General features: G+C 68.6%; 18 protein-coding genes. 6 read left to right on the top strand and 12 right to left on the bottom strand.

Annotation, left to right across the window (positions count from 1 at the left end; genetic code table 11):
- Nucleotides 1-231: 231 nt before the first annotated feature.
- Genes G361_RS0108510 through meaB form a run of 3 tightly spaced genes read left to right on the top strand, consistent with a single transcriptional unit; the run spans nt 232 to nt 5572 of the window.
- On the top strand, nt 232-2091 hold the full coding sequence (locus G361_RS0108510) for a methylmalonyl-CoA mutase family protein (protein ID WP_019926643.1): 1860 nt from the start codon (nt 232-234) through the stop codon (nt 2089-2091).
- Nucleotides 2092-2093: 2 nt separating this feature from the next.
- On the top strand, nt 2094-4361 hold the full coding sequence (scpA, locus tag G361_RS0108505) for a methylmalonyl-CoA mutase (RefSeq protein ID WP_019926642.1): 2268 nt from the start codon (nt 2094-2096) through the stop codon (nt 4359-4361).
- Nucleotides 4358-5572 carry a methylmalonyl Co-A mutase-associated GTPase MeaB gene (gene meaB / locus G361_RS0108500; protein ID WP_019926641.1) on the top strand — a complete coding sequence of 405 codons (1215 nt, stop codon included), beginning with the start codon at nt 4358-4360 and terminating at the stop codon, nt 5570-5572. The genes scpA and meaB overlap by 4 nt, the downstream gene beginning before the upstream one ends.
- 302 nt (nt 5573-5874) lie before the next feature.
- On the opposite strand, the gene G361_RS0108495 is transcribed toward meaB, so the two are convergent.
- From G361_RS0108495 to G361_RS0108485, 3 genes are read right to left on the bottom strand one after another with little or no spacing between them, the layout of a single operon-like run.
- Nucleotides 5875-6756 (bottom strand): amidohydrolase family protein, encoded by an 882-nt coding sequence (locus tag G361_RS0108495; RefSeq protein WP_019926640.1) that lies wholly within the window; start codon nt 6754-6756, stop codon nt 5875-5877.
- Nucleotides 6757-6765: 9 nt separating this feature from the next.
- Entirely contained in the window at nt 6766-7806 is a 1041-nt protein-coding gene (locus G361_RS0108490; RefSeq protein WP_019926639.1) for a nucleoside hydrolase, read from the bottom strand.
- 51 nt (nt 7807-7857) lie between these two features.
- Complete coding sequence (locus G361_RS0108485) at nt 7858-9060, bottom strand: FAD-dependent oxidoreductase (RefSeq protein WP_019926638.1); 1203 nt, start codon at nt 9058-9060, stop codon at nt 7858-7860.
- 103 nt (nt 9061-9163) lie between these two features.
- Here G361_RS0108485 and G361_RS0108480 point away from each other — a divergent pair, with 103 nt between their 5' ends.
- From G361_RS0108480 to G361_RS0108470, 3 genes are all read left to right on the top strand, one after another.
- Nucleotides 9164-9754 carry a TetR/AcrR family transcriptional regulator gene (locus G361_RS0108480; RefSeq protein ID WP_019926637.1) on the top strand — a complete coding sequence of 197 codons (591 nt, stop codon included), beginning with the start codon at nt 9164-9166 and terminating at the stop codon, nt 9752-9754.
- Nucleotides 9755-9875: 121 nt separating this feature from the next.
- Nucleotides 9876-11279, top strand: coding sequence for an IS1380 family transposase (locus G361_RS0108475; protein WP_019925568.1), 1404 nt, complete (start codon nt 9876-9878; stop codon nt 11277-11279).
- Nucleotides 11280-11461: 182 nt separating this feature from the next.
- Entirely contained in the window at nt 11462-12214 is a 753-nt protein-coding gene (locus tag G361_RS0108470) for a thioesterase II family protein (protein ID WP_019926636.1), read from the top strand.
- Nucleotides 12215-12220: 6 nt separating this feature from the next.
- Here the strand turns inward: G361_RS0108470 and G361_RS0108465 are convergent, their stop codons facing one another.
- From G361_RS0108465 to G361_RS42805, 9 genes are read right to left on the bottom strand one after another with little or no spacing between them, the layout of a single operon-like run.
- Complete coding sequence (locus G361_RS0108465) at nt 12221-12772, bottom strand: DUF3291 domain-containing protein (protein ID WP_019926635.1); 552 nt, start codon at nt 12770-12772, stop codon at nt 12221-12223.
- Nucleotides 12769-13635 carry a hypothetical protein gene (locus G361_RS0108460; RefSeq protein ID WP_026342826.1) on the bottom strand — a complete coding sequence of 289 codons (867 nt, stop codon included), beginning with the start codon at nt 13633-13635 and terminating at the stop codon, nt 12769-12771. The genes G361_RS0108465 and G361_RS0108460 overlap by 4 nt, the downstream gene beginning before the upstream one ends.
- Nucleotides 13636-13688: 53 nt before the next feature.
- A complete protein-coding gene (locus G361_RS0108455; protein WP_019926633.1) occupies nt 13689-15233 on the bottom strand; it encodes a class I tRNA ligase family protein in 1545 nt (514 codons plus the stop codon).
- 21 nt (nt 15234-15254) lie between these two features.
- Complete coding sequence (locus G361_RS42815) at nt 15255-15836, bottom strand: serine O-acetyltransferase (RefSeq protein WP_019926632.1); 582 nt, start codon at nt 15834-15836, stop codon at nt 15255-15257.
- On the bottom strand, nt 15808-16989 hold the full coding sequence (locus tag G361_RS0108445; protein WP_019926631.1) for an FAD-binding oxidoreductase: 1182 nt from the start codon (nt 16987-16989) through the stop codon (nt 15808-15810). Before G361_RS0108445 ends, G361_RS42815 begins: the two co-directional genes overlap by 29 nt.
- Nucleotides 16986-17369: a cupin domain-containing protein gene (locus tag G361_RS0108440; RefSeq protein WP_019926630.1), complete on the bottom strand. Its 384-nt coding sequence runs from the start codon at nt 17367-17369 to the stop codon at nt 16986-16988. The genes G361_RS0108445 and G361_RS0108440 overlap by 4 nt, the downstream gene beginning before the upstream one ends.
- Nucleotides 17370-17396: 27 nt before the next feature.
- The gene (locus tag G361_RS0108435) at nt 17397-18734 is read right to left on the bottom strand and encodes a SidA/IucD/PvdA family monooxygenase (protein WP_019926629.1); all 1338 of its coding nucleotides are present in this window, start codon (nt 18732-18734) and stop codon (nt 17397-17399) included.
- A complete protein-coding gene (locus G361_RS42810; protein WP_019926628.1) occupies nt 18731-20122 on the bottom strand; it encodes an aspartate aminotransferase family protein in 1392 nt (463 codons plus the stop codon). The genes G361_RS0108435 and G361_RS42810 overlap by 4 nt, the downstream gene beginning before the upstream one ends.
- Nucleotides 20123-20161: 39 nt before the next feature.
- Nucleotides 20162-21466: a SidA/IucD/PvdA family monooxygenase gene (locus G361_RS42805; RefSeq protein WP_019926627.1), complete on the bottom strand. Its 1305-nt coding sequence runs from the start codon at nt 21464-21466 to the stop codon at nt 20162-20164.
- Nucleotides 21467-21909 lie beyond the last annotated feature (443 nt).

The raw sequence follows: 21909 nt of genomic DNA, 5'->3' as shown, positions 1-21909 counted from the left end.
GCCGGGCAGGTCGGAGGCCTCCCGGACTAGCATCACAGTCGGCGGGCTTCCGGCGCCGGAACAGGCCGTCGAGGCCGATCGGGCCGGGTCCGTCACGGCGCGCGGTCGCTTGCACAGATTTGTGTAAGCACCACACACGACTCTGCGAATCCGGTGCGAAGGTTTGAGCCGACGCCACGGTATCCGGTAGAGCTGAACTATCGGACTTTAGTGGAATGAGGTACGCGAGCGATGGCGATTGCGTCAGATCCGAGTGCGGATCCGGTTCCCGAGTACGCCGCATGGCGTAAGGGCGTGGCCGGAGTACTGGCCAAGGCTCGCAGGGTCGAGGTGTCGGAGCTGCCGGCCGAGCCCGAGCGGCTGCTCGACGTCACCACCTACGACGGATTGACCGTGGCGCCGCTGTACACCCGCCGCGACGAGCTGCCCGAACAGGCGCTGCCCGGCGGGTTCCCGTTCGTCCGCGGTGGCGACGCGACCCGCGACGTGCGGCGCGGCTGGCATGTGGCGCAGCGTTTCGGCGGCCCCGATGCGGCCGCGGTGAACCGCGAGATGCTCTCGGCGCTGGACAACGGTGTGACCGCGGTGTGGCTGGGCGCCGGTGAGCGCGGCGTGCCGGTGGCCGACCTGCCGGCCGCGCTGAACGGTCTGCTGTTCGATCTGGCCCCGCTGTCGCTGGACGCCGGGGGAGACGCGGCGGCGGTCGCCGCGCAAGTGTTCGCGGTGCTCGACGAGTATCGCGCCGCGGAACCGGCGGATGTCCGGGTCGCGCTCGGCGTCACGCCGCTCACCAGCCGATTCAACGACACCTCGCACACCGATCTGGATACCGCGGTGGAGCTGGCCCGGCAGGCGATCGCGCGGCCGGAGACGATCCGCGCGATCACCGTGTGCGGCGTCGCCCTGCACAACGCCGGCGCCTCCGACGCCCAGGAACTCGGCGCCGCGATCGCCGCCGGGCTCGACTATCTGCGCGCGCTGACCACCGCCGGGATCGATATCGCGGATGCGCTGGGGCAGTTGGTGTTCCGGTTCGCAGCCACCGACGACCAGTTCGGGACCATCGCGAAATTCCGGGCGGGCCGCCGGTTGTGGGCTCGGGTGGCCGAGGAGCTGGGCGCACCGAATTTCGGCAACGCCCCCCAGCACGCGGTGACCTCCGCCGCGATGACGACCCAGCGCGACCCGTGGGTGAACCTGTTGCGTACCACACTGGCCGCCTTCGGCGCCGGGGTCGGCGGGGCGGATCTGGTCACGGTGCAGCCGTTCGACGCCGCGCTGCCCGCCGGGGAACTCGGTGTGTCGCAAGCGTTCTCGCAGCGGATGGCACGCAATACGCAGTTGCTGCTGCTCGAGGAGTCGCATCTGGGTCACGTCCAGGACCCGGGCGCCGGCTCCTGGTATGTGGAGAGCGTCACCGGCGCCCTCGCCGAGCGGGCATGGGCCTTCCTGCAGGAACTGGAGGCGGCCGGCGGGTACACCGCCGCGCTCACCTCCGGTCTGCTCGCCGATCGGATCGCCGAGGTCCGGACCCGGCGCGAATCCGATGTGGCACATCGCAAGACGGCCGTGACCGGTGTCAACGAATTCCCGGACCTGAATGAGAAGCCGCTGTCCGAAGGTGCCCGGACGCCGAGCCCGGTGGCCCGCTACAGCGCGGCGTTCGAGGCGCTGCGCGACCGGTCGGACGTCTATCTGGCCGCGCACGACAGCCGCCCGCGGGCGCTGCTGGTTCCGCTGGGCACGGTCGCCGAGCACAATGTGCGGGTCACCTGGACCGGTAACCTGCTGGCCTCCGGCGGTATCGAGGCGGTCAACCCGGGTCCGCTGACCGGCGAGACCATCGCCGGGGCCGTATCCGAGGCCGGGGTGACGCTGGCCGTACTGTGCGGTTCGGATGCCCGGTACGGCACCGACGCCGCCGCGGCGGTCGATCGGCTGCGCGCGGCCGGGGTGACCACGGTGCTGCTCGCCGGCCCGGAGAAGGCGGTGGCCGAGCTGTCCGGTGCGCAGCGCCCGGACGGATTCCTCGCCGCCCGCATCGACGCGGTGGCGGCCCTGTCCGGCCTGCTGGAAAAGCTGGGAGCATAGACATGACCGATATCAAGCATGTGATCGGCAGCTTCGCCGAGGTGCCGCTGGGCAGTACGTCCGACGCCGAAGTCACTGCCGCGCAGGTGGATTCGTTCGTCGCGGAGACGGCCGCGGCCACCGGTTACCCGCCGGAGCAGCTGGTCTGGTCGACCCCCGAGGGGATCGACGTGCCGCCCGTGTTCACCCGCGCCGACCGCGACGGCATCGTCGCCGAGGGCTATCCGCTCGACAGCGTGCCGGGTGTGGCGCCGTTCGTCCGCGGGCCGTACCCGACCATGTACGTGAACCAGCCGTGGACGATCCGGCAGTACGCCGGCTTCTCCACCGCCGCCGACTCCAACGCCTTCTACCGCCGCAACCTGGCCTCGGGCCAGAAGGGTCTGTCGGTCGCCTTCGACCTGGCCACCCACCGCGGGTACGACTCCGACCATCCGCGGGTGACCGGCGATGTCGGCATGGCCGGTGTCGCCATCGACTCGATCCTGGACATGCGGGAACTGTTCGATCGCATTCCGCTGGACCAGGTCTCGGTGTCGATGACCATGAACGGCGCTGTGCTGCCCATCCTCGCGCTGTACGTGGTGGCCGCCGAGGAACAGGGCGTCAAGCCCGAACAGCTGGCCGGAACCATTCAGAACGACATTCTGAAGGAGTTCATGGTCCGCAACACCTACATCTATCCGCCGAAGCCGTCGATGCGGATCATCTCCGACATCTTCGTGTACACCAGCGCGAAGATGCCGAAGTTCAACTCGATCTCCATCTCCGGCTACCACATCCAGGAGGCCGGTGCGACGGCCGATCTGGAGCTGGCCTACACCCTCGCCGACGGTGTGGAGTATCTGCGCGCCGGTCTGGACGCGGGTATGACGATCGACCAGTTCGCGCCGCGGCTGTCGTTCTTCTGGGCGATCGGCATGAACTTCTTCATGGAGGTCGCGAAGCTGCGCGCGGGCCGGTTGCTCTGGAGCGAACTGGTCGCGCAGTTCGAGCCGAAGAACGCGAAATCCCGCTCGCTGCGCACCCATTCGCAGACCTCCGGCTGGTCGCTGACCGCGCAGGACGTGTTCAACAACGTGGCCCGCACCTGTGTGGAGGCGATGGCCGCCACCCAGGGCCACACCCAGTCGCTGCACACCAACGCGCTCGACGAGGCGCTGGCGCTGCCCACCGACTTCTCCGCTCGTATCGCCCGCAACACGCAGCTGCTGTTGCAGCAGGAGTCGGGCACCACCCGGCCGATAGATCCGTGGGGCGGTTCGTACTACGTCGAATGGCTGACCCATCAGCTGGCGCAGCGGGCCCGTGCGCACATCTCCGAGGTGGAGGCGCACGGCGGTATGGCACAGGCGATTTCGGAGGGCATCCCGAAGCTGCGCATCGAGGAGGCCGCCGCCCGCACCCAGGCCCGCATCGACACCGGGCAGCAGCCGGTGATCGGCGTCAACAAGTATCAGGTCGACGAGGACACCCCGATCGAGGTGCTGAAGGTCGACAACACCCGCGTCCGCGCGGAGCAGAACGCCAAGCTGCAGAAGCTGCGCGCGGAACGCGATTCCGCCGAGGTCGAGCGGGCCCTGGCCGAATTGACCCGCGCCGCAGCCTCTTCCGACGGCGGTATGGAGAACAATCTGCTGGCCCTGGCCATCGACGCCGCGCGCGCGAAGGCCACCGTCGGTGAGATCTCCGATGCGCTGGAGAAGGTGTACGGGCGGCATCAGGCCGAGATCCGTACGCTGTCGGGCGTCTACCGTGAGGAGGCCGGCAAGGTGACCAACATCAGCAAGGCCATGGCCCTGGTGGAGGAGTTCGCCGAGGCCGAGGGCCGTCGTCCCCGCATCCTGGTCGCGAAGATGGGCCAGGACGGCCACGACCGCGGCCAGAAGGTGATCGCCACCGCCTTCGCCGACCTCGGCATGGACGTCGACGTGGGCCCGCTGTTCCAGACCCCGGAGGAGGTGGCGCAACAGGCGGCCGACAACGACGTCCACATCGTGGGTGTGTCGTCGCTGGCGGCCGGCCACCTCACGCTGGTGCCCGCCCTGCGGCAGGCCCTGGCCGAGGTCGGCCGTCCGGACATCATGGTGATCGTCGGCGGCGTCATCCCGCCCGGCGATTTCGACGAGCTGTACGCGGCCGGCGCCGCGGCGATCTTCCCGCCCGGCACCGTCATCGCCGATTCGGCGATCGACCTGCTGCAGAAGCTCGCCGCCGACCTCGGCCACGAAATCGGCACCGGCACAGAAGAACCCACCGGAGCCGAATGAGCGAGGACACACCGCCGGGCCCGGCCGAACACGCCGGCCCCCCGGCGGACCGTGATCGTGCCACGGACGCCGACGCCGTCCGGCCCGCTCCGGCAAGCGGCGGATCGGCCGAGCCGGCCGGAATCCGATCGGATTGGACGCCGGCCGGGCATCCCCGCCTCGCCTCGACAGCCGGCGTCGGTTCGGCCACATCCCGTGCGGCCGTGGCCCGTTCGTCCACCGGCCGCCGCGTGATCGATGTCGACGCACTGGCCGAGGCCGTCCGCAAGGGCGAACGACCGTCGCTGGCGCGGGCGATCACGCTGGTCGAGTCGACGCGCGGCGATCATCGGGAACTGGCGCAGCAGTTGCTGTTGCGGGTGCTCCCGGATCCCGGTGCGGTCGAGTCGAATCGGGTGGGGATCACCGGTGTGCCGGGGGTGGGCAAGTCGACGTTCATCGACGGGCTGGGCATGTATCTGATCGGGCAGGGGCACAAGGTCGCGGTGCTGGCCGTCGATCCGTCCTCGACCCGCACCGGCGGTTCCATCCTCGGTGACAAGACCCGGATGGCGCGGTTGTCGGTGGAGCGCGACGCCTTCATCCGGCCGTCCCCGACCGCGGGCACGCTCGGCGGCGTCGCCAAGGCCACTCGCGAGACGGTGGTCCTGCTCGAGGCCGCCGGCTACGACGTGATCCTGATCGAGACCGTCGGTGTCGGCCAGTCCGAGGTGACGGTCGCCAACATGGTCGACGTGTTCTGCTTCCTGACCCTGGCCCGCACCGGCGACCAGTTGCAGGGCATCAAGAAGGGCGTGCTGGAACTCGCGGATCTGGTCGCGGTCAACAAGGCCGACGGCCGCCACGAGCTCGAGGCGAAGGCCGCCGCCCGCGAACTCCAGGGCGCGATGCGGTTGATCCACCCGCGCGACAGCCTCTGGCGCCCACCGGTACTCACCATGAGCGGCCTCAACGGCACCGGCCTGGACACCTTCTGGGACACCGTCCTACAACACCGCCGGGTCCTGACCGAAGCAGGCGAATTCGCCGAGAAGCGCCGCCGCCAGCAGGTCGACTGGACCTGGACCATGGTCCACGACCAGTTGCTGCGCCGCCTCGCCGACAACCCGAGCGTGAAAGCCGTTCGCGCCCAAGTGGAACAGCAGGTCCGCAGCGGTTCGCTCACACCCGCACTGGCAGCCGAGGAGATCCTCCGCGCCTTCGACAGCTAGCCGTCCTCGGGCAGTCCGATCCGGAGCTGCCGGTCGGCATCGGGCTATCGATCCCGAGGCGATCCGTCGATCTCGGCCAGCCGGTCGGGCTGCGTCCTGCCGCTCAGCCGATTCCGAACAGCTGGTCGGGAGATCCAGCCGGTCAGCCGATTCCGCACAGTCGGTCGGGCGGCGTCCAGTCGGTCAGCGGATCCCGAACTGCCGGTCGGGGGATCCAGTCGATCAGCCGATTCCGAACTGCCGGTCGGGTGGCGTCCAGCCGATCTGCCGATTCCGAACTGCCGGTCGGGGCGTCCAGCCCATCAGCCGATCCCGAACAGCCGCGCTGCGTTGTCGTGGCAGACCGCGCGGAGCCAGTCGTCGCCGAGGTCCAGTCGTTCCAGTGCGTAGAGGGCGTGGCCGTAGGCGTAGGGGATGTTGGGGAAGTCGCTGCCGAACAGGATGCGGTCGCCGAGGTCGGTGAGGCGGGGGAGGGCGGTGGGCGGGAAGGTGTCGACGGCGTCGAAGAAGTCGGTGAAGGTCATGGTGGTGTCGAGGCGGACGTGCTCGTGGCGGTCGGCCAGGTCGAGGAACGCGGTGTACTCGGGGGCGCCGAGGTGGGCGATGATCAGGCGCAGGGCCGGGAAGCGGTGCAGGAGTTCGGCGATCGGCTCGGGGCCGGTGAAGCGGCCCGGTACCGGGCCGGAGCCGCAGTGGATCACCACGGGGGTGCCCGCGTCGGCCAGTAGTGCCCAGACGTCGGTGAGCAGCGGGTCGGTCGGGGAGAAGTCGCCGACCTGGATGTGCACCTTGAAGACCCGCGCGCCGGCGGTCAGTGCCGTCACGACGTAGTCGGCGGCGCCGGGTTCCGGGTAGAAGGTGGCGGTGTGCAGGCAGTCCGGGGTGCCGGCGGCGAATTCGGCGGTCCAGTTGTTCAGCCACGCCGCCATATCCGGCTTGTGCGCGTACACCAGTGCCGTGAACGCTCGAACGTCGAAGTCGCGCAACGTTTTCAGGCGCTGCTCCACGTCGTCGCGGTAGGTGATCGGCCACGGCCGGGCGGTCATCGGGCCGGCGGCGTCGAAATACGCCCACACCTTGCGCATCACCGGGTCCGGCATGAAATGTGTGTGCACGTCGATGATTCCGGGTAGGCCGAGGCGCCGCCGGAAGTCCGCGACGTAGCCGGGTTCTGCGCCGTGCATCCGAATCTCCTACTGCTCCGGCGGGTACACCGCGCGGGCGAACGCGCCGACCCGGCCGATCATCCGCTCGAAGAAGGCCGCCGGGTCGGTGCCGATCACGATGTCCGCGTTGGGTTCCCGGCCCCACATGCCGGCCCAGTCGGCGACGGTCGTTGCCCGGGTGAGGGTTCCGGTCAGTTCCACGTCCACGGTGGCGGGCCGGGTGACGGCCAGGCTCGGATCCAGCGCCACCGCCGCCGCGAACGGGTCGTGCATGTGGGCCAGATAGCCCAGGTCGTACTGCTGGTGGAATTCGAAATAGAACCGCACCGCGTTGGTCAGGAACCGGATGATCGGATTGCTCGCCTTGGAGCGGGCTCCCGGCGGATCGGTCTCCGAAACCTCGTGCGCGGGAAGGCTTTCCGCGACATCCGCGAGGCGGGTCAGATGGCCCGGAACCATCTCGATCGTCTCGGTGATGTCGAGCGCGCACACCAGCGGCCGCGGATTGGCGTGCGCCGCGCCGAAGGCGTCGAAGACCTCTTTCCACGCCTCCGGGTCGACGTGGACGTTCCATTCGTTGGTCGGGGTGGTGTTGCCGGGATGGTTGAACGCGCCGCCCATGACCACCAGCCGCTTCAGCAACAGCGGCAGTTGCGGCTCGATCCGCAGTGCGAGTGCGAGATTGGTGAGCGGGCCGGTGCACAGGCCGATGATCTCGCCGGGATGTTCCCGGACCAGATCCACCCACATCCGGGCGGCGGTCCGCGGTGACAACGGCCGCCGTGAGGGCGGGAATTCGGCGTAACCGATGCCCTGCGGCCCGTGCGTATCCTCGGTGGTCCGCAACGGGATCGCCAGCGGCGTCTCGGCGCCGAGCGTGACCTCGATGCCGGGCGCCCGGCACAGATCCAGCAACGCGAGATTGTTGGCCGCCACCTGCGGCGCGGGAACGTTGCCCGCGGTGGACGCGATGCCGACGATCTCGGCATCCTCGCAGGCGAGCAGGTAGAGCAGCCCGAGCGAATCGTCGATGCCGGTGTCGACATCCATGATGATCTTCTGGCGCACCCCGACAGCTTAGGCGCGTGGTCCCGGCGCACCGGCAACCGGGATACGCACTCAGTAGACGGGCAGTTCGAAGCCGCCGTCCTTCGGCATGAACATCTTCCGGGTCAGCGGCATCACTACCGGCGAGGTGAGGATTCGCATACTGAACCGGCCCATCGCGGCGACGATGCGGGAGGAGGGCAGCATCATCTTGATGCCGCCGCCGGGCAGCTGCTTGGCGGTCGCGAGGAACGGCGTCACCTTCTCCTCGTAGCGGGCCAGCGCTCCGGCGAGATCGGCTGGGGTGGCAGCGATTTCGCCCGCGAGCAGATAGGCCCCGACGATCGCCATCGCGGTCCCCATCCCGGTCATCGGCGATCCGCAGTAGCCGGCGTCGCCGAGCAGGACCACCCGGCCCGCGGCCAGCGACGGCATGTCGACGCGGGTGAGCGAGTCGAAGTAGAAGTCGGTGGCGTGCTCCATCGTCGCCAGGACGGCGGGTGCGTGCCAGCCGGCCTCGGCGAGCATGTCGCGGATCAGCTGCTTCTGCGCGCCGATGTCCCCGCGCAGCGCCGGATTCTCGGGGGTGCGCAAGGTGAGGATGGCCTTGGACGTGGCCGGATCGCGGTCGGGCCGGATCGCGACCGCCGCGCCGAGCACCGTGTGCATCGCCATCCAGCCGGGTTCGACGCCGGCCGGGGTGGGCAGGGTGAAGAACGAGCAGTACCCCTCGAGGTAGGTGGTGAACTGCTCCTCCGGCCCGAAGGCCAGCCGCCGGGTGGCCGAGTGCACCCCGTCCGCGGCGACGACCAGGTCGTATCGGCCGGTGCGGCCGGAGGCGAAGGTGACGTCGGCGCCGGCGTCGTTCTGCTCGATCGCCTCGATCCAGTCGCCGTAGCGGTAGTCCAGTTCGCCGCCGGCCTTGGCCACCTCGTCCAGCAGTACCTGATTGAGGTCACCGCGGGTGATCTCGATCTCGGCGACCGGCCCGGTGCCGTCCATCGACTCCATCGACATCCGGGCGTACTCGCGTCCGTTCCCGTCGACGTAGATCAGGCCGAGTTCGTGGAGCTGATGGCGCCGGATACCCGCCAGCAGACCCATCCGGTCGGCCGCCTCCTTGCTCGGCCCGCGCAGGTCGACGGCCTGGCCGCCCGGCCGCGGGGCGTCGGCCCGCTCGACGAGGGTGACCTGGATTCCGGCCCGGAGCAGTTGCAGCGCAACGGCATTGCCGGCGATTCCGCCACCGGCGACCAGTACGTGGGTGGTGCTCATGATGTCGTTCCTTCGTTTGGTTCGAACGTCTTAGACATATGTGTAACACGGTCTGGCACACCTGTCTAGAACAAATGTCTAAGACGCTGGTAGGGTGGCTGACATGGGAAACCGTGAAGATCTGCTGGCGGGCGCCCGCAAGGCCATCCTCGAACGGGGACTGGCCAAGGTGACCGCCCGTGACATCGCGAGCGCCGCCGGGGTCAGCCTCGCGGCCATCGGCTACCACTTCGGCTCCAAGGACCGGCTCGTCACGGAGGCGGTACTCGAGGCGATGGGTACCGAGATCGGCGACGATTTCGAGGAGGTGATCCGCGTGGCCGCGACCGGTCGCGCGCCGGCCGAATCGCTGGCCCCGACCATGGACGGGCTGCTGGGGATCCTCGAGCAGAATCGCGACCAGTTGCTGCTCGGGATGGAGAACGGCATGGTCGCCTCCCGATCCCCGGAGACCCAGGTCTACATGGCCGAGGCCACCGAGCGGGCCTGCTCGGAACTGGCTGTCAGCCTGCGGGAGTCGTTCCCGGACCTGGCCGAGGAAGATGCCCTGGCCGTCGCGAAGTTCTATTTCACGATGTTCCAGGGGATCGCGGTGATGTGGCTGATCGCCCCGGGCACCAACCTGATCACCGGCGCGGAGCTCACCCGGGTGTTCCGGGTACTCGGCGCGGACCCGACACCGCGGGCGGGCTAAGCCTGAATCCACCGATGAATTCGGTGTATTTGGGTGTGTCGAAATGAAGAAAGTGCCTTCTGACCTGGGATGATTGGAGTTACCACACAACAACCAAGACAAGTTCCGAAAGACACTTTCAGTGCGATTGTTCCACAGGTTCGCCGAGTCCTCGGCGAGGTTCGATGATGATGGCCTCGTGTCGGTGGCGGGGTTGGTTCCGGTGATGACCCTGGCCGAGCAGACGGGTCTGACCAGGCTGTTGACCGAGAAAATTGCCATCGACGCGCCACGAGTCAAGTCCGGGTCGGTGAACCCGGCACCGAAACTGGCCACGTTGATCGCCGGGATGTGTGCGGGTGCGGACAGCATCGACGATATCGGTCTGCTGCGCAGCGGCGGGTGCAAGACGCTGTTCAGTGGCGTGTATGCGCCCTCGACGGTCGGGACTCTGTTGCGGGAGTTCACATTCGGTCACGCCAAGCAGTTGGAGTCGGTGATGCGCGAGCATCTGCTGGCCTTGACCGCGCGCGCGGATCTGTTGCCCGGTGCGGCTGTGCGGACCTTCGTCGATATCGATTCGCTGCTGCGCCCGGTCTATGGCCACCAGAAGCAGGGCGCGTCGTACGGGCACACGAAGATTGCTGGGAAAAAGGTTCTCCGCAAAGGACTTTCACCCCTGGCAACCACGATCAGCACCGACCTGGCGGCACCGGTGATCGCCGGGATACGGCTACGCGCAGGTAAGACCGGCTCGGGCAAAGGTGCCGCATCGATGGTTACCGCCGCGATCGGCACCGCTCGTGCCGCCCGCGCCACCGGCATCGTGCTGGTGCGTGGGGACTCCGCATACGGCACCCGCAAAGTCGTGTGCGCCGCGTTGCGCGCCGGGGCACAGTTCTCGCTGGTACTGACCAAGAATTCGGCGGTCAACGCCGCGATCACCGCGATCGGCGAAGACCAATGGACTCCGGTGCGGTATCCCGGTGCCGTGCGTGATCCCGATACCGGTGAGTGGATCTCCGACGCCGAGGTCGCCGAAATCTCTTATACCGCTTTCGCTTCCACGAAAGACCGGACCACCGCGAGGCTGATCGTGCGCCGGGTGAAAGACGCCCGATACCCCGATGCCCTGTTCCCGGTCTGGCGGTATCACCCGTTCTTCACCAACTCCACCGAGCCCGTCGCCGATGCCGACATCACCCACCGCAAACACGCCATCATCGAAACCGTGTTCGCCGACCTGATCGACGGGCCACTGGCTCACATTCCGTCCGGGAAATTCGGCGCCAACTTCGCCTGGGTCCTGTGCGCCGCGATCGCCCACAACCTGCTGCGCACCGCCGGAATACTGGCCGGTGGCCGACTCGGCCGGGCCCGCGGATCGACCCTGCGCCGCAAAATCATCACCATCCCCGCCCGGCTCGCTCGCCCTCAACGGCGTCCCATCCTGCACCTGCCCCGCTGCTGGCCCTGGGCGGACGCATGGCTCACGTTGTGGCACAACACAATCGGTTACACACCACCACAACCCGACAGCATCTGACCATCCCCGCCCGACGGGCCCGAACCGAGGACTCACGTGGAAAAGCTGGCCAGGCCAGCGGCTACTCCACGCCCGAAACCCGCTGGTCCGCGCGCCGCAGGCGCGCGGACCAGCACGAAACCCCCGTCAGTGGATTCAGGCTAAGGTCTGCGGCGAGGAACCGCGCGTGGAGGGAGCGAAATATGGTGGGGCGCATACCCGCAACCGAGTGGCTGCGGCAATTGCGTTCCGCGGCAGAGCCCGGCACGGTGCTGGTGTGCTTCCCGCCCGGCGGCGGATCCATCGGCGCCTTCCGGGAGCTGGCCCGGGAATTCGATTCCGGCACCGCCGTATTCGCGGTGCAGTACCCCGGAAGGCAGGACCGGCTGGACGATCCGCCGCAACCGGGCCTGGTCGCCACGGCCGAGCGGATCACCGCGGACCTGCTGACCTGGCCGCCGGTGCGGCTGGCCCTGTTCGGGCACAGTATGGGCGCGACGATCGCCTTCGAGACCGCCCGCCTGCTGGCGGCGCGGGGCCGCGAGGTGACCACCCTGTTCGCCTCCGGCCGCCTCGCCCCCGATGAGCCCGCCACCGGCAGCGTCCACCGCGGCACCGACGACGACCTGATCGACGAATTGGCCCGGCTGGCAGACGATCCCGCCTCGGTGGAGATCCTGCGGACCGAACCGGCCCTCGCGGAACTGGTCCTGCCCGCGGTCCGCAGCGACTACGAGGCCGTGGAAACCTACGTGCACCGCCCCGGAGAACCGTTGCGCTGCACCGTGTCCGTGCTGCTGGGCGAGGACGACCCCACCGTCACCGTCGAACAGGCGCACCGCTGGCGCGCCCACACCACCGGCGAATTCGAGCTGACCACCTTCCCGGGCGGCCACTTCTACCTCGACACCCGGCCCGCCGAGGTGGCCCGCCTGATCGCCACCCGCCTCACCTGACGGCGTTCAGCGCCGCGCGCCGGAGCCGTCCGGGAGGAACGGCGACCGGAGGGTGAACGCATCGACGGTGGGGCCGTGGGTGTGCAGCCGCTCCAGGCGGGCGACCGCGTCGGACCAGCGCGGAATGTGCCCGGCCGGAATCCACCAGGCGGCGTGGTTGGGTGTGCCGGACTCCGGATCGGTCCACTCGTCCCGGCGTTTCAGCGCGTCGAGATGACGGCCCGAGTACACATAGTCGCGGACCGCGTCGACATCGCGCCAGATGCTCAATGTCGAAGCCCTGCGGTCGATTCCGGGGGCGACCGGTTCCCGGTGGAACGCGGGCACCGCGAATTCGCCCCAGCTGCCCCAATCCCGGTCGAAGTTGGTGATCTCCGACTGTGGAAGCTGTTCGGAATCCGCGTATCTCGCCCTGCCGATGAAGCCGTCGAATTCGTCGGCCTGGTCGAATATCGCCGGTTCGGCCGCCTCGAATCCGCGTACCACGGGATGCCCGTAGGGTTTTCGCAGCACGAAGAACGTGGTGAACGCGAGATGGTGGCCGCGGGTGGCCGTCACTGGGCATCGATCCTTTCGGGTCTTCCGATCGCCACCGGAAGGTAGAGGCAGGCGGTGGCCAGGGCCGGGCATACCAGGGGGAGCAGCACGGCCCGTGGCGCCGCTGCCACCAGCAGCAGTGCGAGAACCGTGTAACCCACTGCGGCCGTTGCCATTTTCGCTCGCCGGTGGCCGCTCGTCCCGAGCAGCCCCGCCAGGGTGTGGAGGTTGCGACCGGCGTAACTCGCGAGCACGACCGAGACGAGCACAGCGGCCGACGTCCGCATGGCATGCGGCCACTGTGCCGCCGCCGACATCCCGCCGCCCAGGATCACGACGAGCGTGACGACCAGGGTCGCCCCCACCCCGAGCAGGATCCGTTGTCTCGGTACCGGTTCCGCGGCGAGGCGTTCCCAGCCGACGACCGTCAGCGAGATCGGCAGACACGAGTAGATCGCCAGGAGAATTCGGTGCGGGCCGGGACCGCCGAGAACGGTATCGGTGATCGACAGGCCGGCGCCGGCGACGGCCACCAGCGCCACCACGAGCGCGGCGCCGATCACGGCGACCGGAATCTCGGCCCAGGCGAAGATCACCAGCGCCGAAACAATGGTGGCGCAACGGATCACCGGCGGAACCCCGGCCCGGGACATCAACAGTGCCGAGACCGCGGTGAGCGCCAGCGTGCCACCGGCGATCCCGAATACGTAGAGCCCGGTCCGCACCGCCGGATACCGTACCCAGGGGCCGGACCACCGCGCGAACCCCGCGGCCACGCCGATCGTCGAGACCACCAGCAGCACAACGAACACCGTGCGCTCCGGCACCGGAAGTCCCGGCGCCCACAGGCTTACGAGGATCGTGCCGGATCCCAGCACCGACATCACGATCGTCCACAACCCGGCAGTACGTGCCGGCGCCGGCGTACCCACGGGACTCAGAGGGTGAGCGTCCGCGCCGGATCGTGCGGGCTCGCGGTGGTCGCCGCCGTCGCGGGACGCACCAGCGCGTCGAGATCGATCGAGGGCACCCGGCCGAGCTGGACCAGTTGCTGCGTCGTCCAATAGGGCGACAGCGGATGGAAGGCCCGGACGAGCGCCTCGAAAGCGGCCCGGCGCGCATCGGGCCCGGCGGTCTCCAGCTGGCGCCGCAGGGTGTCGTCGTCGATGACGTGCTCGGTGAGGACCGTCGCGGCCGCCCTGGCGCTGAACGTGTGGGGCCGGTACGCCTGCTCGCACTGTTCGACGACGGCCTCGACCTGCGACGGCACGTCGGCGGTGGCCTCGGGACCGGCGTCGGCGGTGGCGATGCGGAACAGTTCGCCGATCGCGTGCCGGTACCTGCCCTCGAATTCCTGGTACGCGTTTTCGCTGAACGAGCTCGCGCGGGTTTCCGGCCCGGTCAGGGCCATGTAGAAGCGCAGGATGTCCGACGAGGTGGTCGGCAGGTAGTCCGCGCCCCAGATCGCGTGCCCGCGGCTGGTGGAGAATTTGAGCCCGTCGAGCTGATAGAACTCGTTGCTCAGATAGTTCAGGCGCACCGGCCATTTCGACAGCAGCGCCACCGCATTCCACAGGATGATGTGCGAGAACGAGCAGTCGAATCCGAACGCCTCGACCACGTCGACGTGTTCGTCCTGCCAGGGGCTGGCCGCGTCGAACCGCCGCCGGCGCCGATTGTCCAGGTCCGCGGCGTTGATGTAGCCGAAGACGCCGCTGAACCAGGTGTCCAGGAAATGCCCCTCCCAGTCCGGAAGCGGTACGGACACACCGTAATTGCCCAGCCGGCTGATCGGGACCGGCGCGAGCGGCCGGGACAGCTGATCGTGCAGATAGTCCACCGTGCGGGGGCGCGGCGTCACCGCGGTGAGGATCTCCCGCAGCTGCGGCCGCAGCGGTTCGATGTCGAGGATCAGCCGGCGATGCCGCGTCGTGGTGATTTCCGTTCCGCCGCAACGGGTGCACCGCGGATCGATCAGACCGGTGGGCAGCTGCGGGTTGCCGCACTGTTCGCAGTAGATGCCGTCCGAGGCGGCGTCGCAGAACGGGCAGATACCCCGGATCTCGCATTCGTAGAGCGGCCGCGAGCAGGTCGTGCAGGAGAACACCTGGGCCTCGGAATCGACCGTGATGTGCCCGGCGTCCCACAGCGTCGTGAAGCCTTCGTGCACCCGGCGATCGTGCGACGGATCGCGCAGCGGCCGGGCGACGGTGGCGGGCCGCATATTCGCCTGGGTGAGGGTCGTCTCGATCCGATCGCCGAGAACGGCTGCGGCCGTGTAGGGATCGGTCGACAGCTCACGCGCGCGCCGGACCACGTACGACGAATGTTCGTCGATGTATCCGACGTGACTGACCGCGTGACCGCGCAGCGCCAGCGCGCGGGCCACGATGTCGGCGGTCAGGAACGGTCCGGCGAGATGCCCGAGATGGAGGTCGCCGTTGGGGTTGGGGGGTGCGGCCGTCACGATGAAATTGGACATGATCAGTATCTCCGGGCTCGTTCAGAGGGTGCGCAGGAGGTGCGGGGCCGTCGCGGCGTCCCGCTGCCGGGCGGCCCAGACACTGCCGGCCGGAACATGGGTGTCGTCGGGGACGTCCGCGAGGACCACGGCATGCGCGCCGACGATGACGTTGGCGCCCACGGTGATCGGTCCCAGCACCGAGGAGCCGACGCAGAGGACCGTGTGTGGGCCGATCGTGGGATGGCGGACCGCGAATTCCCGGTCCTTCCACCATCCGATCGAACCGAGGGTGACGTGGTGGTACAGCATCGCGTCGTGTTCGATGGTGGCGGTCTCGCCGATCACGACACCGAGCGCGTGATCGATGAACACGGTCGGGTCGATGCGGGCGGCCGGATGGACGTCGAGGCCGGTGACGATGCGGGCCAGCGTCGCGACCAGGCGGGCGAGCGCGTGCTGCCCGCGGGTGTCGAGCCGGTGGGCGAACTGATGGGCCATCGCGGCCTGCACCCCGGGATGGAACAGCGCGTCGAGGACGGTGTTGGTCGCCGGATCCTTGGCGTACGCGGCGCGGATGATCTGCCTGATCGTGTCAGATATACGAGAACGCTCGGATGTCATGGTTATCGTCCTGATCGGGTCGGTCGTCGGATGCCGGGCGCGGGAGGGCGTAGCCGGACAGGATCGAGGGACGGCGGTCGGTGGACAGCCACTGGGCGGTCAGGCGGCCGATCTCCGGGGCGATCTTGGCGCCGCCGCCGGAGAAGCCGGTGCAGACGAACAGGCCCGGCTCGAGCTGCTCGACGATCGGCCGCCCGTCGACGGTCATCGCGTCGACGCCGACCCGGGTGCCCGCGGCCGGGGCGTCCCGGACCGCCGGCAGCCGGACGCTCACGGTCCCGCGGATCGCCTCGCGTTCCGCCGCGGTGAGGTCGTCGTGCGAATCATCCGGTGCGACACGGCCGTTCGCGCCGATCAGGATCGTATCCGCGCGGCAGATGGCGTAGCCGCCGGTGACATCGTCGATGAACGACAATCCGCCGGGGATGCCGGGGCCACCGCCGCCGAGGGCCGGCTCCACCACACCCATCCGGGCCGCGTGCAGGGGTAAGTCGTGGCCGCGGGACTCGCGTAGCAACTCGGCGCTGTGCCGGCCGGCCGCGACCACCACCGCGCCGACGCGATACGAGTTGCGTTCCTGCGTGGTCAGAATCCAGCGGCCGCCGGCCGCCGGGGTGAACGAGACGGCCGTCTCGGCCAGCACTGTGCCGCCGTGAGCGGACAGGCCCTGCCGGAAGGCACCGACCACCGCGCGCACGTCCACCGAACCGGAGGCGGGTTCGAACAGCCCGAGATCGTCGGTGCGCCAGACGATTTCGGGCCAGCGCCGGGAAAGCTGTTCGTAATCCAGCAGTTCCGCGGGATAGGACAGCGAATCCAGCAGGGCCACCCGGTCGGCCAACGCCTGCCGGTGACCGCGGTCGGTGATGAACACGAATCCGGCGCCGGTGTAGGCGACGGCCCCGTCCGACGCGATATCCATGCGGCGGTAGGCCCGGGACGAGCCGACGGTCAGCACCGTCTCCAGTCGCGCGGTGTGGACCGCCCGGACGATCCCGCCCGAATTGGCGCTGGCCTCGCGGGCACGGTGGCGCGGATCGGCGCAGGCGACCAGAAGCGTCGGAATGTGCTGGGCCTGGAGATGATGGGCGATACTCGCGCCGATCACGCCGGCGCCGACGACGGCCACGGCGACACCGTCCCCGGCGGTCACGACGGCTGCACCGGCGGCGGGGTCAGCGCGGGATCGTGGACATGCTGATCGTCGGTCCACCACACGGCCAGGAAGATCAGCTCGCCGGATCCGGTGTTGGTGATCGAATGGGTCACGCCGGGCGTCATGATCGCGGTGGTGCCGGGCCGCGCATCTATCCGTTCGGTGCCGTGGGTGAACTGCCCGGCACCCTCGACGATGAGGAACATCTCCTTCTCGTCGTGCGAGTGCGGGGTGGTGGTCTCGCCGGGGCGGACCTTCACCCACGAACCGCCCCAATTGATTTCGCGGAGGTTGTCCCACGGGAACAGTCGCCGGGACAGGGTGTTGAAGCTGTGCTCCTCGGCCCACGGTTGGTCGTCGAGGTCGAATACCAGCATCGTCGTCTCTGCTCTCTCTGTGGTCCGTTATGCGGATGCGGTGGCGGTGGGTAGCGGACGCGTGGCGGTGACCAGGGATTCGGCGATATCGCCGGACCGCACGGCGAGCAGGCTGAACGATGCCGCGCTGCCGATGCCGAGTTGCCGCTCGGCGACGCCGTGCAGATAGATCCCGGATTCGTGACCGCCGTCGAGATACCGGATCTGCCCGATCGGGTCGACGACGGGTTCACCGTCGCTGTCGACCGCGAACCCGGCCGCGATCGGGGCCAGAACCTCGGGAATCCGCGGCTGGACGTACCCGGTGCACAGGATCACCGCGTCGACGCCGATCCGGTCCCGATGCCCGCCGGTGTACCGGTCGGTGATGTCGAGTGTGATCGCCGCGGGCGAGGTCTCGATGATCCGCGACGCGCTGCGGATGTGCAGATGCAGGCGCTGCGCACCGAGCACCCGACCGCGATACCAGTCGTTGTACAGCGCCGTCGACACGTCCGGGTCGACGGCGGCGTAGTTGGTCCGGGCCTGACCGGCGTACACCTCCGCGCGAATCTCGGCGGGGTAGGCGGCGAACGCGGCCCGCTCGTGCGGCCAATAGGCCCGATTCACGAAGTGACCCAGGTCGTACATGCTGAACCCGTTGTTGCGGACGATGGAATGCACCGCCGCGTCCGGAAAGCGTTGCCGCAGATCGAGAATGATCTCGCCCGCGGTCTGCGCCGCGCCGACGACCGCGATCGAGCGCGGCGGCTCGAGTGCGGTGATGCCGCTCAGATACCGGTCGGAATGGAACACCCGCCGATCGTCCACCTCGAATTCCGCGGGAATGTGCGGTGCGTAACCGGTCGCGACGACCACGGCCGGCGTGACGATCGAGTGGTCCCGCCGCGTGGCCTCGTCGCGGTACTCGACGCGGTACGCCGGTCGCGCGCCGTTCGCCGCGGTGTCCCGGTGGACGGCCCGGACGGTGGCGCCGAAGTGCCGCAGACCGTCCACCCGCTCGGCGACCCACCGGCAGTAGTCGTCCCATTCGACGCGCTCCGGATATCCACTGCGCGCGGTGAATTCGTAGAACCGATTCTTCGCGTGCAGATAGTTGACGAAGCCGAATCGGGTGTGCGGATCGCGCGGGGTGCCGAAATCCCGGAGGTAGTGGTGCTGGATATCGGTGCCCGCGATCATCAGTTCGGGCTGCCAGGCGGCCTCGGCCTGCCGTTCCAGATACACCGCCTGCCCCGCCACGCCGCCCTCGTGGGGCTCCCGGTGCGGCTGGTAACTCAGATCGGTGAGCGCGGCCGCCAATCCGATTCCGGCGGGCCCGTATCCGATGCACACCACCGGGGCGGTGCCCTCGGGCGCGGTCATCGCACCGCTCCCGCCGTGAGGACCTCGTCGACCGCCGTCGCGATGACCGTGCAGGCGTCGGTGAGCAGGTCGAGGTCGATGTTCAGCGGGGGCAGCAGGCGCAGCACGCTGTCGTTGCGGCCGCCGACCTCGGTCACCACACCCCGGTGCACACACCGTTCCTGCACGGCGCGGGCGATCGGGCCGCCGGAATCGCGGCGGCCGGACTCGGCGACGAATTCGACACCCCACATGGCCCCGATCCCGCGGACCTCGTACACATGGGGGAACAGATCGGGCAGCGGGCCCAGCACCGCGGCGACGGTGCGCTCGATCGCCGCGACGTGGTCGAGGATGCCGTCCCGATCGAGGATGTCGAGGAATGCGCTGCCGGCGGCGAACGCGATCTGATTGCCGCGGAACGTGCCGGTGTGCGTCCCGGGCCGCCACACGTCGTGCTCGCTGCGGTACAGCAGGACCGAGACCGGGGTGCCGATCCCGGACAGCGCCTTGGACAGGCACACGATGTCGGGGCGGATCCCGTGCCGCTCGTAGGCGAAGAACGTTCCGGTGCGCCCGCATCCGGTCTGGATCTCGTCGATGATCAGCAGCGCGCCGAGCCGGTGCGCGAGATCCGCCACGGTCGCGAGGAAATGCGGATCGCCGAGGACGACGCCGCCCTCGCCCTGCACGATCTCCAGGATGATCGCCGCCGGCGCCGGGATGCCGCCGTTGGGATCGGTCAGCAGGCTCTCGATCAGGGTCGTGTGATAGCGCGCGTCCTCGGGCCGCTGGTCCGGATAGTTGCGGCTGTCGCTGTAGGGCAGGAAGGTCACCCCGTCACCGATGCCGGCGATGCCCGAACGCTGGGACAGCAGTCCGGTGATGCCCATCGTGAGGTGGGTGGTGCCGTGGAATCCGCCCTGGAAACTGACCACGCCGTGCCGTCCGGTGACGATGCGGGCCAGCTTGATCGCCGCGTCCACGGCGTTGGCGCCGGTGGGTCCGCAGAAATGGACCTTCCAGTTGGCCGCTTCGGCGTCGTAGCCGGGGATCCGGCGGAGCAGTTTGCCGGTGAACTCGGCCTTGATCGGCGTGGGCATGTCGAGCCCGTGCACGAGCAGTTCGAACTGCCGCTGGGCGATCGTGACCAGTTCGGGGTGCGAATGTCCCAGTGCCAGCACGCCGGCGCCGGCGAGCAGGTCCACGTAGTGGTTCCCGTCGACATCGGTGATGATCGAACCGCGCGCGGAGGCGATGCCGAACGGCAACCGGCGGGGATAGGTGCGAGCGTTGGACTCCTGCCGTTCCTGCTCGGCCAGCAGGTGCGCCGATCGCGGGCCCGGCACGGTGCGGGCGGCGAACAGTTCGACGTCGTTGTGATGCGAGGCATCGAGAATGGTGGTCATGAATACCTGCCTGTATCTGTCTTTCCCGCCTGCGGGTATCTAGGCGGTGACGGTGATCCGGGTCCGGTCGCGGCAGTCGATGATCGATCGGGCGATCACCTCGGCGCGCAGGCTCAGCAAGCTGAACGAGCCGGAATCGCCGATGCCGTGGGTGCTCTCGCACAATCCGTTGAGATAGATCGGCGCGGTCCCGGTGATCGGGCGGACGCCGTAGTCGCGGTCGACGATCAGGTCGCCGTCGGTGTCCGCGCGCAGTTGCCGGTGCACGCCGTCGAGCAGCGGGTGGTGGTGCTCGTTGTCCGCCGTGCCGCCCATATCGCGGAATCCGGTCGCGAGGATGATCCGATCGAAGACGAGTTCCTCGTGGTGACCGGTGGTCGTGTTGCGAATCGCAAGGGCGACAGTGTCGTTCGCGCGCCGGGCGGCGATGATCTCGGTGTCGCCGTAGATCCGGGTTCGGATCCGGTTGCTCAGTTTGTCCTCGTACAGGTCCACGTAGAGGCGTTCGAGGACGTCGAGATCGGCCGCGGAGTAGTTCGTCGGCCGGGTGAACCGGTCGAGCCGGCGGCGCGCGGCCTTCGAGGAGCCGTGGTAGTAGTCGGTGAACCCGGGGGTGTAGACCTCTTCGCTGAACGGGCTGTGGTCCTTGGCGCGCAGCGACCACGATCGCGTGAGGATGTCGACGCGGACCGACGGGAGCCGGTGGCGCAGATCCAGTGCCAGCTCGACGGCCGATTGACTGCCCCCGACGATGCCGATCCGGCCGTCGGCCAGCGGGTCGAAGCTGCGCACCGCCGGCAGATAGTCGGTCAGATGCACCACCCGCCGCCGGGTGTCGAGCAGTTCGGCGAATTGGTCCGGGATGAGCGGACTCCGGCCGGGGCCGAGCGAAATTTGCTGGGCGAGAAGCTCTTCCCCGCTGGTCGTGGTGATCGTGTAGAGGTCCGCGACCGGGTCGAAGGCGATGTCGAGTACCGCTGTCCCGTATCGGACCTCGGTGGTCAGGGTGTTGCGTACCCAGGACACGTAGTCCGCGTACTCGGTGCGCAGCGGGAACGGGGTGGGGAGGTTGAGATGCTCGATCAGCCGCCGGTTCTCGTGCAGATAGTTGATGAACGAGTACCGGCTGCGCGGATTCCGCAGCGAGACCAGGTCACGCACCGGATGATGCTGGATGTCGGAGCCGCCGAGCAGCATGTTCTCCTGCCACTGCGGGGCCGGTGACTTCTCCAGGAACACCGCGCGCAGTTCGGGATCCGCATCCTCTTCCAGCGCGATGGCCAGGGCGATGTTCGCGGGCCCGAAGCCTATGCCGATCAGGTCGTAAATCTTGGGATTGGTCATCGAATTTCCTCAACTGCCGTTTGTTACCAGGTGACGCTGCAGTGGCCGTATCGGATTTTCCGTGTTTCAACGATAGAGATTGTCGCTGCGTTGTCGGATGGCTGTGCTCATCGTGATCCGAAATATCGTTCCGGATTGCCGGAGGGAAACTGTCCATTCCGGCGATCTTCAGGCAATTTCTCGACTCCCGCACCGGAACCGGTTGCCGGCGTATCGGTCGACATGGCCGCACCCGGATTGCCGGAGGGATCGAGGGTGCATTACCGGTGGACCGGCCCGCCTGCCGCACAGCGGCGGGCAGACCGAGTTCACACCGTTGTGCACAGTGTCCGGTTCCGAATTCCGCACGTGTCGATGATTTCACCGTGTGTCCCTGGTCGGGAGGTTGTGATCTCGGACCCGAGCGCAATCGGTCACACCCGCGGCCCGAGGCCGACTCTCTC

The sequence above is a fragment of the Nocardia sp. BMG111209 genome, assembly GCF_000381925.1.
GTDB lineage: Bacteria > Actinomycetota > Actinomycetes > Mycobacteriales > Mycobacteriaceae > Nocardia.
This window is presented reverse-complemented; position numbering and strand designations above follow the sequence as displayed.